The 15,494-nt window shown below is 71.5% G+C and carries 14 protein-coding genes and 1 pseudogene; 5 read left to right on the top strand and 10 right to left on the bottom strand.

Annotated elements, in window-relative coordinates:
• Nucleotides 1-48: 48 nt before the first annotated feature.
• The 4 genes and pseudogenes from REH65_RS07070 to REH65_RS07085 all read right to left on the bottom strand — a co-directional run bounded on the left by REH65_RS07070 (nt 49) and on the right by REH65_RS07085 (nt 5,436).
• A complete protein-coding gene (locus REH65_RS07070; RefSeq protein ID WP_406691780.1) occupies nt 49-1,014 on the bottom strand; it encodes a bifunctional MaoC family dehydratase N-terminal/OB-fold nucleic acid binding domain-containing protein in 966 nt (321 codons plus the stop codon).
• A 13-nt stretch (nt 1,015-1,027) separates the two neighbouring features.
• A pseudogene (locus REH65_RS07075) lies at nt 1,028-2,181 on the bottom strand (acyl-CoA dehydrogenase family protein).
• Nucleotides 2,182-2,190: 9 nt separating this feature from the next.
• Nucleotides 2,191-3,246: an acyl-CoA dehydrogenase family protein gene (locus tag REH65_RS07080; protein ID WP_406691781.1), complete on the bottom strand. Its 1,056-nt coding sequence runs from the start codon at nt 3,244-3,246 to the stop codon at nt 2,191-2,193.
• 78 nt (nt 3,247-3,324) lie between these two features.
• Entirely contained in the window at nt 3,325-5,436 is a 2,112-nt protein-coding gene (locus tag REH65_RS07085) for an acyl-CoA dehydrogenase family protein (RefSeq protein ID WP_406691782.1), read from the bottom strand.
• A gap of 113 nt (nt 5,437-5,549) precedes the next feature.
• On the opposite strand from REH65_RS07085, the gene REH65_RS07090 reads away from it, so the two are divergent.
• Nucleotides 5,550-6,233 carry a class I SAM-dependent methyltransferase gene (locus tag REH65_RS07090; protein ID WP_406691783.1) on the top strand — a complete coding sequence of 228 codons (684 nt, stop codon included), beginning with the start codon at nt 5,550-5,552 and terminating at the stop codon, nt 6,231-6,233.
• Nucleotides 6,234-6,299: 66 nt separating this feature from the next.
• Here REH65_RS07090 and REH65_RS07095 read toward each other — a convergent pair whose 3' ends face one another.
• The 3 genes from REH65_RS07095 to REH65_RS07105 are packed head-to-tail and all read right to left on the bottom strand — an operon-like array spanning nt 6,300 to nt 9,323.
• A complete protein-coding gene (locus REH65_RS07095) occupies nt 6,300-7,364 on the bottom strand; it encodes a prenyltransferase (RefSeq protein WP_406691784.1) in 1,065 nt (354 codons plus the stop codon).
• Nucleotides 7,351-8,064 (bottom strand): methyltransferase domain-containing protein, encoded by a 714-nt coding sequence (locus REH65_RS07100; protein WP_406693107.1) that lies wholly within the window; start codon nt 8,062-8,064, stop codon nt 7,351-7,353. The genes REH65_RS07095 and REH65_RS07100 overlap by 14 nt, the downstream gene beginning before the upstream one ends.
• Before the next feature lie 2 nt (nt 8,065-8,066).
• Complete coding sequence (locus tag REH65_RS07105; RefSeq protein WP_406691785.1) at nt 8,067-9,323, bottom strand: glycosyltransferase family 4 protein; 1,257 nt, start codon at nt 9,321-9,323, stop codon at nt 8,067-8,069.
• Nucleotides 9,324-9,494: 171 nt separating this feature from the next.
• Here REH65_RS07105 and kstR point away from each other — a divergent pair, with 171 nt between their 5' ends.
• Nucleotides 9,495-10,100 (top strand): cholesterol catabolism transcriptional regulator KstR, encoded by a 606-nt coding sequence (gene kstR / locus REH65_RS07110; protein WP_281456058.1) that lies wholly within the window; start codon nt 9,495-9,497, stop codon nt 10,098-10,100.
• On the opposite strand, the gene REH65_RS07115 is transcribed toward kstR, so the two are convergent.
• The 3 genes from REH65_RS07115 to REH65_RS07125 form a co-directional block, all read right to left on the bottom strand.
• Nucleotides 10,086-11,114 carry an MBL fold metallo-hydrolase gene (locus REH65_RS07115; protein ID WP_406691786.1) on the bottom strand — a complete coding sequence of 343 codons (1,029 nt, stop codon included), beginning with the start codon at nt 11,112-11,114 and terminating at the stop codon, nt 10,086-10,088. The two genes, kstR and REH65_RS07115, sit on opposite strands and share 15 nt — an antisense overlap.
• Nucleotides 11,115-11,172: 58 nt before the next feature.
• Nucleotides 11,173-12,078 carry an SDR family oxidoreductase gene (locus tag REH65_RS07120; protein ID WP_406693108.1) on the bottom strand — a complete coding sequence of 302 codons (906 nt, stop codon included), beginning with the start codon at nt 12,076-12,078 and terminating at the stop codon, nt 11,173-11,175.
• Between the two features lie 201 nt (nt 12,079-12,279).
• Nucleotides 12,280-12,927 (bottom strand): SDR family oxidoreductase, encoded by a 648-nt coding sequence (locus tag REH65_RS07125; RefSeq protein ID WP_406691787.1) that lies wholly within the window; start codon nt 12,925-12,927, stop codon nt 12,280-12,282.
• A 198-nt stretch (nt 12,928-13,125) separates the two neighbouring features.
• On the opposite strand from REH65_RS07125, the gene REH65_RS07130 reads away from it, so the two are divergent.
• From REH65_RS07130 to REH65_RS07140, 3 genes are read left to right on the top strand one after another with little or no spacing between them, the layout of a single operon-like run.
• On the top strand, nt 13,126-13,875 hold the full coding sequence (locus REH65_RS07130) for an enoyl-CoA hydratase family protein (RefSeq protein WP_281456061.1): 750 nt from the start codon (nt 13,126-13,128) through the stop codon (nt 13,873-13,875).
• A complete protein-coding gene (locus tag REH65_RS07135; protein ID WP_406691788.1) occupies nt 13,876-14,745 on the top strand; it encodes a CoA transferase subunit A in 870 nt (289 codons plus the stop codon).
• Complete coding sequence (locus REH65_RS07140) at nt 14,742-15,485, top strand: CoA-transferase subunit beta (RefSeq protein WP_406691789.1); 744 nt, start codon at nt 14,742-14,744, stop codon at nt 15,483-15,485. The genes REH65_RS07135 and REH65_RS07140 overlap by 4 nt, the downstream gene beginning before the upstream one ends.
• Nucleotides 15,486-15,494 lie beyond the last annotated feature (9 nt).

The following is a 15,494-nucleotide window of genomic DNA, read 5'->3' on the forward strand; positions in this document are numbered from 1 at the left end:
ACACCCGGACCCGGTCGGACGAATGAGCGCGCGATGCGGCGTTTTCACTCATACGTCCTCCGAAGGTTTCCAGTACGGCAGGGTGAGTTCGTCATCAACGCGCTGGTAAGCGACCTGGACGCGCTGCCCGATCGTCACGGACTCCGGATCGACGTCGTGCAGCTCGCCGAGGATCCGCACACCCTCGTCGAGCTCGACCAGCGCGATCACCAGCGGCAGCTTCTTGCCGGGGATCGCGGGCCGGTGGTGCACGACGTAGCTGTAGACCTCGCCGAGCCCCTCGGAGACCAGGTGGGTGCGCTTGGTGGCACCGCACTCCGGGCACATCGGGCCCGGTGGGTGGCGCAGCAGCCCGCAGCCGCCGCAGCGCTGGATGCGCAGCTCACCGGCGGCGGTGCCCTCCCAGAAGTAGGCGGTGTCGCGGTTGATCGCGGGCCGGATCACCTCGGCCGGGGGCTCCGGCTCCGGCGCGGCCTCCTCCGGTTTCGCGTCGGCGGCCTTGAACTTCAGGACCCGGAACATCATGTCGGCGACCGGCTCGTCGTCCACGTACCAGGTGTTGCGGGTGGTGACGAACCAGCCCTCGCCGAGGCCGGTGGTCTTGGGCCCGACCACCGAGTCGAGCTTGGTGGTGACCGTGACCTGCTCGCCGTGCCGCAGGTAGCGGTGGTAGGTCTGCTCGCAGTTGGTGGCGACCACCGAGACGTAACCCGCCTCGTCGAGCGCGCCCATCATCGCGTAGAGCGGGTCGTCGGGGTCGCGCTGCGGGTGCAGCCCGCCCATCGTCCACACCTGCGCCATCGCCGGCGGCGCGACGAGTCCACCGTGGACGGACGCGGCCGCGACCTCGGGATCGGTGTAGACCGGGTTGGCGTCGCGCATCGCCTCGACCCAGTTGTTGATCATCGGCAGGTTCACCGGGTCGCGCGCGGAGCGCGGCGCGGAGGACCCGCGCTCGGCGATCCGCTTGGCCGCCGCCCTGATCTCGTCGGCTTCGGTGGCGGTACTGGTCATGTCACTCCGTTCCTCAGCGCGGCACCCGCGGCAGTCCCAGTCCGGCGGTGGCGATCAGTTCCCGCTGCACCTCGCTGACACCGCCGCCGAAGGTCAGCACGAGGTTGCGCTTGGCCTGGACGTCCAGCCAGTGAAGCAGTTCCGCGGTGTCCTCATCGGACGGATCGCCGTGCCTGCCGACGACCTCTTCCAACTCGCGGCCCAGCACCTGCACGGTCTCGGAGGAGAACACCTTGGTCGCCGAGGCGTCGGCGACCTCCACCGGCCCCAGCGAAGCCGAGGCCGCGACCTGCCAGTTGAGCAGCTCGTTGACCCGCTCGAACGCCCGCACGCGCGCCAGAACCCGCCGCACGTCGTCGCGTTCGAGCAGGCCGCGCGCGCTCGCCCAGGCGCGCACCCGCTCGCGCAGACCCCCGGTGCGCCCGGACGGGCCGAGCATGACGCGCTCGTGGTTGAGCTGGGTGGTGATCAGCTTCCAGCCCCGGTCCTGCTCCCCCACCAGCATCGACGCCGGAACTCGGACGTCGTTGTAGTAGGTGGCGTTGATGTGGTGCGAGCCGTCGGCGGTGATGATCGGCGTCCACGAGTAGCCCGGGTCGCTGGTGTCGAGGATGAGGATCGAGATGCCCTTGTGCTTGGGCGCGTCCGGGTTCGTGCGGCAGGCCAGCCAGATGTAGTCGGCGTCGTGCCCGCCGGTGGTGAAGATCTTCTGCCCGTTGACCACGTAGTGCTCGCCGTCGCGCACCGCCGTGGTGCGCAACGAGGCGAGGTCGGTGCCCGCCTCGGGCTCGCTGTAGCCGATGGCGAAGTGCACGTCACCGGACAGGATCTTGGGCAGGAAGAACGCCTTCTGCTCCTCGGTGCCGTAGGTCTGCAGGGTCGGCCCGACGGTCTGCAGCGTCACCGACGGCAGCTGGACGTCGGCGCGGGAGGCCTCGTTCGCGAAGATGTAGTTCTCGACGTCGCCGAAACCCGGCCGCCGTACTCGGTCGGCCAGCCCACGCCCAGCCAACCGTCGCGGCCCATCCGGCGCACGATGTCGCGGTGCGCCTGGTCGTGCCGGTCCGCGGCAAGGGCTTCGCGCTCCTCCGGGGTGACCAGGGTGCTGAAGTACTCGCGCAGCTCGGCCTGCAGCGCCCGCTGCTCCTCGGTGAGTTCGATGAACACGGCTTCTCCTCAGGCGTGTCGGGCGAGGACGTCGACGCGGTGCGCGGCACCGCCCGCCAGCCGCGCCAGGTCCTTGACCTGCGAGTAGTAGCGGTGCATCGGGTAGGTGATGTCCACGCCGAGCCCGCCGTGCAGGTGGTGGCAGGTGTGCATCGCGGCGGGCGCCTGGTCGGTGAGCCAGAACGCGGCGACGTCGAGGTCCTCCCCCGCGTCGCGCCCGGTGCCCAGCCGCCAGTTCGCCGACAGCGCGGCCAGGTGCAGGGTGCGGTTGACGACGTAGACGTCGGCGATCTGCTGCGCCACGGCCTGGAACGCCGCCAGGGGTTTGCCGAACTGCTCCCGGGTCCGCAGGTGCTCGGAGGTCAGCTGCAGCGCCCCGGCCACGGCGCCGTCGCCGAGCGCGCACATCCCCGCCAGGGCGCACGCGTGCACGTCGGCGAGCACGGATTCCCCTGCCGTGCCGAGTGTTTCGGCCGCGGCCCCGTCGAGGTCGACGACCCACTCGGTCCCGGCCGAGGACTTCACCGAGCGCAGGGTGACGCCGCCGGCGTGCGGGTCGACCAGCGCGATCGCCGGGCCGTCCTCGGTGCTGACCGAGACCAGCAGCCGGTGCGCGGCGTCGGCGTCGAGCACTCCCACCTTGCGCCCGGTCACGCGAGAATCACGCAGCACCGCAGCGGGTTTCGCGGGAAGCGGGTTCGAGACCTCGTTGAGGGCGGCGCTGAGCACCCGGCCGGGCTCGGCCAGCAGCTCCTGCTGCTGCGCCGGGCTGCCGTGCCGGGCGATCGGCAGGACGCCGAAGGCGACGGTGGCCAGCGCCGGGACGGCGACGCCGGCCCTGCCGATCTCGGCGAGCACCAGACCGACCTCCAGCGGGCCGAGCCCGGCACCGCCCAGCTCCTCCGGGACCGGCAGCGACAGCAGGCCCGCTTCGCCCAGCGCCTTCCACACGGACTCGTCGAAACCGATTCCAGTTGAGGCGGCGGCGCGCTCGGTCTCCCGAGCCAGCACTTCGGCCGCGAGATCCCGCACTGCCTGCTGCGTCTCCCCGAGCGTGAACTCCATCCCGCCCCCTCAACCAACCCTGGCCACGTTGTGAAACTTGTTCTACTTCTACCGCCTCGGCGACCTCGCGCGCAAGCCTCAGCGAGGCAGCCCGAGGATTCGTTCGGCGATCACGTTGAGCAGGATCTGCGTGGTGCCACCGGCGATCGACAGGGCGCGGGTGAGCAGCACCTCGTGCACCGGTTCGGCCTCCATCACCAGCGCCTCGGCGCCGAGCATCTCCACGCCGAGCTCGGCGACGTCCTGGCGGTGCCAGACGCCCAGCAGCTTCTCGACGCTGGACTCCGGACCCGGGCCCCGGCCGTGCAGGCTGCGCAGGGTGGCGCGCAGCCGCAGCAGCGAGCCCGCCAGGCCCTCGACGACGGCCGAACCGAGGCGTTCCCGCATCGACGGGTCGGTGTCACGGGAGGCCGCGAGCAGCCGCTCGACCTCCTGGCCGAGGCTGGAACCGCCGCCGAGCGCCACGCGTTCGTTGGCCAGCGTGGTGCGGGCCAGCTTCCAGCCCTGGCCCGGTTCGGCCACCAGGCACTCGTCGGGCACGAAGACCTCGTCGAGGAACACCTCGTTGAACCGCTCCACGCCGGTGATCTCGCGCAGCGGGCGGATCGTGATGCCCTCCGCACGCATGTCGACCAGGAAGTAGCTGATCCCCTTGTGCTTCGGCGCCTCGGGATCGGTGCGGGCCAGGCAGATCCCCCAGTCGGCCTCCTGCGCGAGCGAGGTCCACACCTTCTGGCCGGTGAGCTTCCAGCCGCCGTCGACGCGTTCGGCCTTGGTCCGCAGCCCGGCGAGGTCCGAGCCCGCACCGGGTTCGGAGAACAGCTGGCACCAGGTGATCTCGCCGCGCAGCGTGGGCCACGCGAACCGCTCGCGCTGGGCGTCGGTGCCGTGCTCGACGATGGTGGGCACCGCCCAGTTCCCGACGACCATGTCCGGTCGCCGCACGCCCGCGCGCTCCAGCTCCTCGTCGATGAGCAGCTGCTCGTGCGGGCTCGCCCCGCAGCCGTAGGGCCGGGGCCAGTGCGGGGCGAGGTAGCCGGTCTCGGCGAGCCGAATCCGCTGCTGCCGAGGGGAGAGCGCGGCGATCTCCTCCACGGTGCCGCGGATCTCGCCGCGCCGGTCCTCGGGGAGTTCGGCGGACAGGCTCAGCGTGCGTCGCGCGCCACCGGCTGAGAGCTCGGCGACCCGTCGGCGCCACCCCGCCGTGCCGCCGACGGCCGACCGCAGCGCCAGCGCGCGCCGCAGGTACAGGTGGGCGTCGTGCTCCCAGGTGAAGCCGATGCCGCCGAGCACCTGGACGCAGTCCTTGGCGACCTCCACGGCGGCGTCGAACACCGCCGCCCCGGCCACGGCGGCGGCCAGCGGGTGCTCGTCCGGCGCGTCCTCGGCGGCGCGGGCGGCGTCCCAGGCCAGCGCGGTGGTCTTCTCGACCGCGCACAGCATCCGGGCGCAGAGGTGCTTGACGGCCTGGAAGGAGCCGATGACCTGGCCGAACTGCTCGCGGGTCCCGGCGTGGTCGACGGCGGTGCGCAGGCACCAGCCGGCGATGCCCGCGGCCTCGGCGGCGGCGAGGGTGACCGCGAGGTCCCGCACGTCCCGGCCCCGGACGCCGTGGTCGAGGACGTGCCGCGCCGGGATGGCGACGTCGTGCAGCACGACCTCGGCGACCGGGCGGGAGAGGTCCAGCGACGGGCGCGGGTTCCGCTCGGTCCGCTCGGCGGGCACCAGGAACCAGACCTCGCGCTCGCCCGCCCGCGCGGGCAGCAGCAGGTGGGTCACGCCCATCGCGCCCGGGACGGCGGCGATGCGGCCGGAAACGACCAGCCCGTCGGCGCTTTCGGTCGCGACGAGCTCGCCGGGGTCCAGCGAGAGCGCGGCGGTGGCCCGGCCTTCGGCGAAATCGGCCTCCCCCAGCAGCGCCACGGCCACGGCCGTGGACCACACCGGGCCCGGCACCAGCGCGTCGGCGGCCTGCTCCAGCCCGGCGGCGAGGTCGACCGTCGTGCCGATCCCCTCGGCGAGCAGGGAGAAGACGCCGATCTCGGTGAGGCCGGTCCAGGTCTCCTGCTCGTGCCAGACCGGGGTGTCGGAGCTCTCCAGCTTGCGCACCGGGTCGGTGCCGAGCCCGTCGGCCCAGGACCGGATGGACTCCTGCAGGGCCCGCTGCTCGTCGGTGATCGCGATCGGCACAACGCCTCCTCGTCCGCGCCCGCACTGCGAGAATTAGAACATGTTCTAACAAGCTAGCGCCTGGACCGGGTACGCTGCAATGCGCACCAGCACCGATGTGAAAGAGGCACCACGTGACGCAGGGATCGACCACCGACCGCGAGCACCACCCGTCGATGCCTGCGGACCTGCTCGACCTCGCCGAGCGCGCGACCGGGTTCATGCCCACCGACGAGGGCCTGGCGCTGCACGAGACCGCCGTCGCCCACCTCGGCGACGGCGTGGGCGTCGAGATCGGCACCTACTGCGGCAAGTCCACGATCTTCCTCGGCGCCGCGGCCCGGATCACCGGTGGCCGCGTCGTCACCGTCGACCACCACCGGGGTTCCGAGGAGCACCAGCCGGGCTGGGAGTACCACGACCCGACGCTGGTGGACGCCGAGGTCGGCAAGCTCGACACCCTCGGCGAGTTCCGCCGCACCCTGGCCCGCGCGGGACTGGAGGACGAGGTCACGGCCGTGGTCGGCCGCTCCCGCGACATCGCCGGGTTCTGGCGCACCCCGCTGACGTTCCTGTTCATCGACGGCGGGCACACCGAGGAAGCGGCCGTCAACGACTACGAGGGCTGGGCCCACTGGGTCGCCCCGGGCGGCGCCCTGGTCATCCACGACGTGTTCCCCGACCCGGAGGACGGCGGCCAAGCCCCTTACAACATCTACCGCCGAGCCCTGGCCACCGGCGCGTTCACCGAAACCCGGGTCACGGGCTCCCTCCGCGTCCTCGAACGCACCGGGGGCGAGCCCGGTTCGCTGCCCTGATCGGACGCCGGACGCGAAGAACCCCACCTCGCCGAGCTGTTCGGCGAGGTGGGGTTCTTCATCGCGTCAGCGGGTGCGCTCGTACTCGCAGCAGGAGACGTTCTCCACCGGCAGGCCCTGCGGCAGGTCCTCGCCCCGGAAGATGCCGTTGCCCGGCGAGGTCCGGGTCAGCGCGTCGGCGGCGAGGACGACCGCGGCCGCGGTCCAGGAGGACTGTTCCTCCGGCCAGCGCTTCTGGTCGGCGAAGACGAAGCCCGTCCAGTAGGAGCCGTCCGGGTCGCGCAGGTGCTGCATCGCGGCGAGCTGCTGCACCGCGCGCTCGCGCTCGCCCAGGGCGTCCAGCGCCAGCACCAGCTCGCAGGTCTCGGCGCCGGTGACCCACGGGTGGTCGTCGACGCAGCGAATCCCCAAGTCCTGCACCACGAAGTCGTCCCAGCGCTCGTCGATGCGCCGCAGGCCGTCCTCGCCGCGCACCGCACCGCCCAGGATCGGGTAGTACCAGTCCATCGAGTACCGGGTCTTCGGCGTGAACGCCTCCGGGTGCCTGCGCAGCGCGTGCCCGAGACGACCGACGGCCACCTCCCAGCTCGGTTGCGGCACGCCCACCCGGTCGGCCAGCGCCAGCGCGCACCGCAGGCTCTGGTGGATGCTGGAGCTGCCCGACAGCAGCGCCTCACCGGTGGGCCCGGCTTCGCCGATGCCCCAATCGATCTCGCCGCGCCGGTGCTGCGCGGTGAGCACGAAGTCGATGGCGTCGCGCACCATCGGCCACATCCGCTCGGCGAACGCGTCGTCACCGGTGATGAGCACGTGGTGCCACACGCCCACCGCCGGGTAGGCGCAGTAGTTGGTGTCGGCACCGGCGTCCTCGACCGCGCCGTCGCGCACCTGCAGCGGCCACGACCCGTCGGCGCGCTGCGTCGCGCGCAGCCACTCGTAGGCCTTCTCGGCCTCGGCGAGCTGACCGACCACCGACAGCGCCATCGCGCACTCGACGTGGTCCCACGGGTCGGTGTGCCCGCCCGGGAACCACGGGATCTCCCCGGAGGGGAGCTGCACGGAGGCGATGGCCTTGCCGGTCTGGACGAGGGCCTCGGCGGAGACGACGCCCGGCAGCTCAGGCGCCGGCACGAGGTTTGCCCAGGTAGACCGCGATGCTCTTGCCCGCCACCGGGTTCAGCAGCTTCTCGGCGGTGCGCGAGATCCACGGGGCCTTCATCATGTCCCACACCAGGAACGCGTGGTAGGCCTTGGCCAGCGGGTGATCGTTGTTGTCGGTGCCCACCGCGCACTTGATCCACCAGTACGGCGAGTGCAGCGCGTGGGCGTGATCGCGGAAGGCGTAGCGCAGCCCGGCATCGGTGAGCTTGCCGATGAGCTCGTCGGCGGAGTAGATCCGCACGTGCCCGCCCTCGACCTGGTGGTACTCGTCCGACAGCGCCCAGCAGATCCGCTCCGGCCAGGCGCGCGGCACGGTCACCACGACGCGACCGCCCGGCTTGACGACGCGGACGAGCTCGCGCATCGCCTTCTCGTCCTCGGGGATGTGCTCCATGATCTCCGAGGCGATGACGACGTCGAACTCGCCGTCGGCGAACGGCAGGGCCAGCGCGTCACCGGAGACGGTCTGGGCCTTGGCGCCCTCGGGCACCTCGCCCTCGTCCTTCATGGCGGCGAACATCGCGGCCACGTTCTCCAGCTCCTCGACGTCCTGGTCGAAGGCGGTGACGTCGGTGCCGCGCCGGTACAGCTCGAAGGCGTGCCGGCCTCCGCCGCAGCCCAGGTCCAGCACCCGCTGTCCCGGCCGCACGCCGAGCCTGTCGAAGTCCACCGTCAGCAACGCGTTGCTCCCTTCCCACCGCGCGGGCTGCGCGCGATCGCTTCGGCGTAGCAGTCGACGGTCGCCGCTGCCACGGATTTCCAGCTGTAGCGGGTCAGCACCCGCTCGCGGCCGTTGGCGCCGAGACGGGCGCGGCGCTCGGGCGAGTCGAGCAGCCGGGCCAGGGCCTCCGCCAGCGCTTCGGCGTCACCCGGCGGCACCAGGTCGGCGCACTCGCCGTCGGGCCCGGCGACCTCGGGGATCGCGCCGGCGCGGCTGGCCACCAGCGGGGTGCCGCAGGCCATCGCCTCCACCGTCGGCAGCGAGAAGCCCTCGTAGAGCGAGGGAACGCTGGCGACCTCGGCGGAGCCGAACAGCTCGGCCAGCTCCTCGTCGCTGATGCCCTTGACGGTGCGCACGACGTCGCCGATGGCCAGCTCCTCGATGCGCTGCTCGGTCGGGCCGCCGGGGGTCAGCTTGCTGACCAGGACGAGCTCCACCTCGCGCTCGGTGCGCAGCTTCGCCACCGCCTCCAGCAGCGTGCCCACGCCCTTCATCGGGGTGTCGGCGCTGGCCATCGCCACGATCCGGCCGGGAACGCGCGGCTTCTCCGGCGGCCGGAACACCTCGGCGTCCACGCCCAGCGGCACCACGCGCAGCTGCTCGGGCCCGACGCCGAAGTCGTCGCGGATGTCGTCGGCGGAGTTCTGCGAGACGGTCAGCAGCTGCGGGATCTGCCGGGCCACGCGCGCCTGCATGCGGGTGAAGCCGTACCAGCGGCGCACGGTGAGCTTGCGCCATCCCTTCGCAGCGGCCAGGTCCACCCGGCGGTCGTGGGTGATCGGGTGGTGCACCGTGGCCACCAGCGGAACCCCGGCGCGCTGCAGCGACAGCAGGCCGCTGCCGAGGCACTGGTTGTCGTGGACGACGTCGAAATCGTGCGCGCGGGCCTTGAGCAGCCGGGCGGCGCGCATGCTGAACGTCATCGGCTCCGGGAACCCGGCGGTCCACATGGTGCCGACCTCCAGCAGGTCGACGTGGTCGCGCAGCTCGCGCCAGTGCGGGGTGCGGAACGGGTCGTCGTCGTTGTAGAGGTCGAGGCTGTCGACCGGCGTCAGGTCGACGCCCGGATCCAGGTCCGGGTAGGGCTGCCCGGAGAAGACCTCGACGTGATGTCCCAGCTCGGCGAGACCGCGGCTGAGGTAGCGGACGTAGACACCCTGCCCACCGCAATGCGGCTTGCTCCGATAGGAAAGCAAAGCGATCCGCACGATTCACCTCACACTGCCCGGGTGCCGCGGGCTGGGTAGACTGGAACATGTTTCGGTCGAGGTAACCCGCTCACCTTAACCCGTGAGTAGCCCCGGGCGATGAGTCGCGTGGCGACGAACACGCTTCGCCGTCACCTGATGTCCGTCGAAAGTTCAAGGAGAGCCCGGTCCATGGAAAGCTCGCAGAACGTGCTGGAGGCGCTCCGCGGCAGTGCCACCGGCACCACGGCCCAGGCCGAGCGCCGCAAGCGCATCATCGACGCCACGCTCGCGCTGGCCGCCAAGGGCGGCTACGACGCGGTGCAGATGCGCGCGGTCGCCGAGAAGGCCGACGTCGCGCTGGGCACCCTGTACCGGTACTTCCCGTCGAAGATCCACCTGCTGGTGGTCGGCCTGGCCCGGGAGTTCGCCCGCGAGCAGGAGAAGCTCGACCGGACGAAGATCCCCGGCGACACCGCCTACGACCGGGTGCTGCACGTGCTCAACCGCACCACCCGCCAGCTCCAGCGCAACCCCGAGCTGACCGAGGCGATGACCAGGGCGTTCATGTTCGCCGACACCTCGGTCGCCAACGAGGTCGACACCGTGGCGCTGCTGATGGAGCAGCTGTTCACCCGGGCGATGACCAGCGAGGAACCCACCGACGAGCAGAAGGCGATCGCGCGGGTCATCGGCGACGTGTGGCTGTCGAACCTGGTCGCCTGGGTGACCCGGCGGGCCTCGGCGAGCGACGTGTCCAACCGGCTGGAGCTGACCGTCCGGCTACTGCTGGCCTGAGTACTCCACGGCATCACCGTTCTGGGTGGCGGCGAGCTCGCCGCGCCGCACCAGCAGGTCCAGGTGCGCGCTGGTCTCGCCGACCGCCAGCACCTGGTTGAACAGGTCGAGGTCGGCGAAGTTCCGGTTGCGGCGGGTCCAGCCGAGCTTGAGCGCCGCCTCGTAGGCGGTTCCGGCGCCGTCGGCGATGACCTCGGCGGTCTGCCGCAGCCGCTCGTCGTGGTGGCTCAGCAGTTCCTCGACGCGCTGGTGGCTGCTGCCGCCGACGGGCCCGTGCGCGGGCAGCAGCCGCAGGTCCGGGTAGGTCTGCATGAGCCGCAGCGAGTCCAGGAAGTCGCCGAGCGGCAGCGCCGGACGCGCGGACTCGACGCCGATCGACGGCGTGATGTGCGGCAGGACGTGATCGCCGGAGAACAGCACCTGCGAGTCGGCGTCGACGAACACGACGTGACCGCGGGTGTGCCCGGGAGTGGGCACGGCCAGCAGCGTTCGCGATCCCAGCGGGATCTCGACCTTGCCGTGCAGCCACTCGTCCGGCGGCTCGTAGGGGTTCTCGCCCTTGCGCTCCGGCGGTTTCCCGCCGTAGGCGTCGGCGAGCTTGGTGATCAGCTCGTCGGCTCCCCAGCGCTGCAACCGCTGCAGCTCGGCCAGTTCGGTGCCCCCGGCCAGGATCGCGTCCATCGTGGGCTGCTCACCGGCACCGAGGCTGATCTTGGAACCGAAGGTGCGGCGCAGCTGCACCGCGAGCGTGTAGTGGTCCCGGTGCACGTGGGTGACCAGGAACCGCTGCACGTCGGCGAAGTCGTAGCCGATCTCGCCGAGGCCCTTCTCCAGCTGGGTGCGCGCCTCCTCCAGCGCCCAGCCCGAGTCGATGAGCACCAGCCCGTCGGAGTCCTCGATGGCGTAGACGTTGACGGCGCGCAGCCCGTCGTTGGGCAGCGGCAGCGGGATGCGGTGCACGCCGGGCCCGACCTGCTCGACGCCGGGCTCGATCCACGCGTGCCGATCGCTCACCGCTGTCCTCCGGGTTTTCGTGCCGAAATTCCTGGAAGAGATGTACCACTCCCCGCCCTCAGGTGCCGTAGACGGGGTCGGCAACGGGGGCCTTGGCGAGCAGTTCCGAGACCACGGGGCCGAGCTCGTCGGCGTTCCAGCGGCGGCCGGCGTCGCGGGAGGGACCTCGGGTCCAGCCGGTGCCGACGGTGATGTCGCCTCCCGCGACCTCGAAGACCCGGCCGGTGACCTCGGCGGAGTCGACGCTGCCGAGCCAGGCGACCAGCGGGGAGACGTTCTCCGGCGCCATCTCGTCGAATCCCTGGTCGGGCTGGGCCATCATGTCGGCGAAGACGGTCTCGGTCATGCGGGTGCGCGCCGAGGGCGCGATGGCGTTGACGGTGACGCCGTAGCGGGCGAGCTCGGCGGCGGTGTTGAGGGTGAGGGCGATGATCCCGGCCTTGGCCGCGGCGTAGTTGGTCTGCCCGACGCTGCCGAGCAGCCCGGCTCCCGACGTCGTGTTGATGACGCGGGCCCGCACGGTCTCCCCGGCCTTGGTCCGGTCCCGCCAGTGCTGCGCGGCGTGCCGCATCGTCGCCGCGTGGCCTTTCAGGTGGACGCGGATGACCTGGTCCCACTCGTCCTCGGCGAGGTTGACGAACATCCGGTCCCGCACGACCCCGGCGTTGTTCACCAGCACGTCGAGGCGCCCGAACCGCTCCACGGCGAACTCCACGAGCTCCTGCGCCTGCCCCCAGTCCGCGACGTCGGCCCCGTGCACGGCGGCTTCTCCCCCGAGCGCCCGGATCTCCTCGGCCACCTCGGCGGCAGCGGACCCGTCACCCCCGCTCCCGTCCAGCTGCACCCCGATGTCGTTGACGACGACCTTCGCGCCCTGCCGGGCGAACTCCAACGAGTGCGCCCGGCCGATCCCCCGAGCACCCCCGGTCACGATCACAACCCGATCTTCGCAAATCACGTGAATCCTCCTCGAAGTTCGTAGCGTTCAACGGATCGCTCCCGCGATCCGCACCCCGACCGCGAAGACGCCCCCGCACCGGGTTTGGACGGATTGCTCCCGCAATCCGTCCCCCCGAATGCGGGAGCAATCCGTCAACCCCGAGCGGACGGGTGGATTGCGGCCGTGATCGGGTTCCCGAACACGGCCGCGATCGGGGTTGGTGGGTCAGGTTCGGATGGTGTTGAGGTAGGTCGAGGTTTCTCCTCCGCCGTGGACCGTCAGCTCCGAACCGGTGATGTAGGCGGCCAGCGGTGAGGCGAGGAAGAGGCAGGCGTTGGCGACGTCCGCGGGTGCTGCGAGGCGTCCCATGGGGACGATCGCCGACAGGTCGGATTCGCCGTAGTGGTCGGCCTGGTCCTCGGAGCTCACGAGGCCGACGACGACGCCGTTGACGCGGATGTCGGGGGCGAGCTCCTGGGCCAACGTCGTGGTCAGGTTGTCTAGGCCCGCCTTCGCCGCGCCGTAGGCGGCGGTTCCCGGGGAGGGGCGGCGGCCGGAGACGCTGCTGATGTTGATGATCGAGCCCTGCGACTCCGCCAGGGCCTCCCGGGCGTGCTGGGCGAGCAGCAGCGGGGCGACCAGGTTGAGCTCGATCACCTTGCGGTGCAAGCGGATCGAGGCCGTGGCCGTGTCGGCGACCGGGGTCCCGCCCGCGTTGTTGACCAGCACGTCCAGCCGCCCGGAGCGCTGCCGGATGCCGTCGATCAGCTCGGCGACCTGCTCGTCCTCGCGGACGTCGACCTGCGCGAAGTGCGCCGCGGCCGAACCGTGCGAGGGCAGGTCGTCGACCGGTTTCCGCGCGCAGACGTGCACCTCGGCACCTGCGCGCAGGAACGCCTCGGCGATGCCCGCGCCGAGGCCGCGCGTTCCGCCGTCACCAGCACCACCCGGCCGGTCAGGTCGATCTCGATGCCCATCCGCCGCTCCCTGCGTTCTCGCCCCTGGCGGGGTGTCCTGCGGTGTTGCTACGGTAACAACCCAACCAAACAAGTGCTAGGTTTGGCAGGTGGCATGGGCACGCACATCGAACGGCGGGACGGCGGCATCGTCGTCCTCACCGTCGACCACCCACCGGTGAACGCACTGCCGGTCAAGGGCTGGTTCGAGCTCGCAGAGGCGCTGCGCGACAGCGGTGCCGATCCGCAGACCCGAGTCGTGGTGCTGCGAGCCGAGGGACGCGGCTTCAACGCGGGTGTGGACATCAAGGAACTGGCCGCCGACCCCGGCCACGACAAGCTCGTCGCCGTCAACAACGGCTGCTACGAGGCGTTCAAAGCCGTCTACGAGTGCCCGGTGCCGGTGATCAGCGCCGTGCAGGGCTTCTGCGTCGGCGGCGGCATCGGCCTGGTTGGCAACTCCGACGTCATCGTCGCGAGCGACGACGCGACCTTCGGGCTGCCGGAGGTGGACCGGGGCGCGCTCGGCGCGGCCACCCACCTGTCCCGGCTGGTGCCGCAGCACATGATGCGCGCGATGTTCTACACCGGGCAGACCGTCACCGCGGCCCAGCTCGCCGAGCTCGGCTCGGTGCACCGAGTCGTCGCGCGCGAAGCACTCCTGGACGCCGCGCTGGAGGTCGCCGCCGACATCGCGGCGAAGAACCCGCTGGTGATCCGCAAGGCCAAGGCCGCGCTCAACGGCATCGACCCGGTCGACGTCAACCGCAGCTACCGGTTCGAGCAGGGGTTCACCTTCGAGCTCAACCTCACCGGGGTGTCGGATGCGATCCGCGCCGAGTTCGGCCGCGACGAGGAGGCGTAGGTGCAGGACAAGCAGCTGACCGTCGACGAGGTGGTCTCCCACCTGCGCGACGGCATGACGATCGGCATCGGCGGCTGGGGTTCCCGGCGCAAGCCGATGGCCCTGGTGCGCGCGATCCTGCGCTCCGACCTCGAGGACCTGACGCTGGTGTCCTACGGCGGTCCGGACGTCGGACTGCTCGCCGCTGCCGGCAAGCTCCGCAAGGTCGTCTACGGGTTCGTGTCGCTGGACTCGATCCCGCTCGACCCGCACTTCCGGGCCGCCCGCCAGCGCGGTGAGCTGGAGGTCGCCGAGTACGACGAGGGCATGGTGCTGGCCGGGCTGCGCGCCGCCGCCGCGCGGCTGCCGTTCCTGCCCACCCGCGCCGGTCTCGGCTCCGACGTGATGGCGCTCAACCCCGACCTGCGCACCGTCCGCTCCCCCTACGCCGACGGCGAGGAGCTGGTGGCGATGCCTGCGCTGAACCTCGACGTGGCGCTGGTGCACATGAACCGCGCCGACCGCCACGGCAACGGCCAGTACCTCGGCCCGGACCCGTACTTCGACGACCTGATGTGCGCCGCGGCCGAGACCAGCTTCCTGAGCTGCGAGAAGATCGTGCCCACCGAGGAGCTGACCGAGACCGCCGCGCCGCAGACGCTGCTGATCAACCGCCTGCACCCGCGCGGCGTGGTGGAAACGCCGAACGGCGCGCACTTCACCAGCTGCGCGCCCGACTACGGCCGCGACGAGGCGTTCCAGCGGCACTACGCCGCCAGCGCGAAACCCGGTCAGTGGGAGGCGTTCCGCGCCGAGTTCCTCGACGGGGACGAGGCGCGGTACCAGGCGGCGGTCGAGAAGTTCCACGCACGCGCGGAGGTGCCGGCATGACGATCACCCGAGCCGAGGTCTGCGCGGTGGCCTGCGCCGACAGCTTCGCCGACGCCGGGACGGCCATCGCCTCCCCGTTCGGCACGATCCCCTCGATCGGCGCTCGCCTGGCGCGGCTGACCAGCGCGCCGGAACTGCTGCTCTCCGACGGCGAGGCGATGCTCATCGCCGAGACGACGCCGCTGGGCGAGGAGTCCACGGCCACCGTCGAGGGCTGGCTGCCCTACGGCAAGGTCCTGGACCTGCTGGCGGGCGGCAAGCGCCGGGTGATGATGGGCGCCTCGCAGGTGGACCGCTTCGGCAACCAGAACATCTCCCGCATCGGCGACTGGGATCGGCCCAAGGTGCAGCTGATCGGCGTGCGCGGGGCTCCGGGCAACTCCGTCAACCACACCACGAACTACTGGATCCCCAACCACAGCACCAAGATCTTCGTCGAGTCGGTCGACCTGGTAGCCGGTGTCGGGCACGACCGGGCGCGTCAGGTCGGCGCGCGCTACCACGACGTGCGGGTGGTGGTGACCGATCTGGCGGTGCTGGACTTCCGTGGCCCGGACGGCGCGATGCGGCTGCGCTCGGTGCACCCCGGGGTGAGCGTGGACGAGGTGCGCGAGAAGACCGGTTTCGAGCTCGCCGTCGACGAGGTCGCGGAGACGCGGCTGCCCACCGACGAGGAGCTGTCCCTGATCCGGGACCGGATCGACCCGAAGGGGTTGCGGGACAAGGAGGTTCCGTCGTGATCGAGCAGC

This window comes from Saccharopolyspora sp. ID03-671 (assembly GCF_045278815.1).
Lineage (GTDB): Bacteria > Actinomycetota > Actinomycetes > Mycobacteriales > Pseudonocardiaceae > Saccharopolyspora > Saccharopolyspora ipomoeae.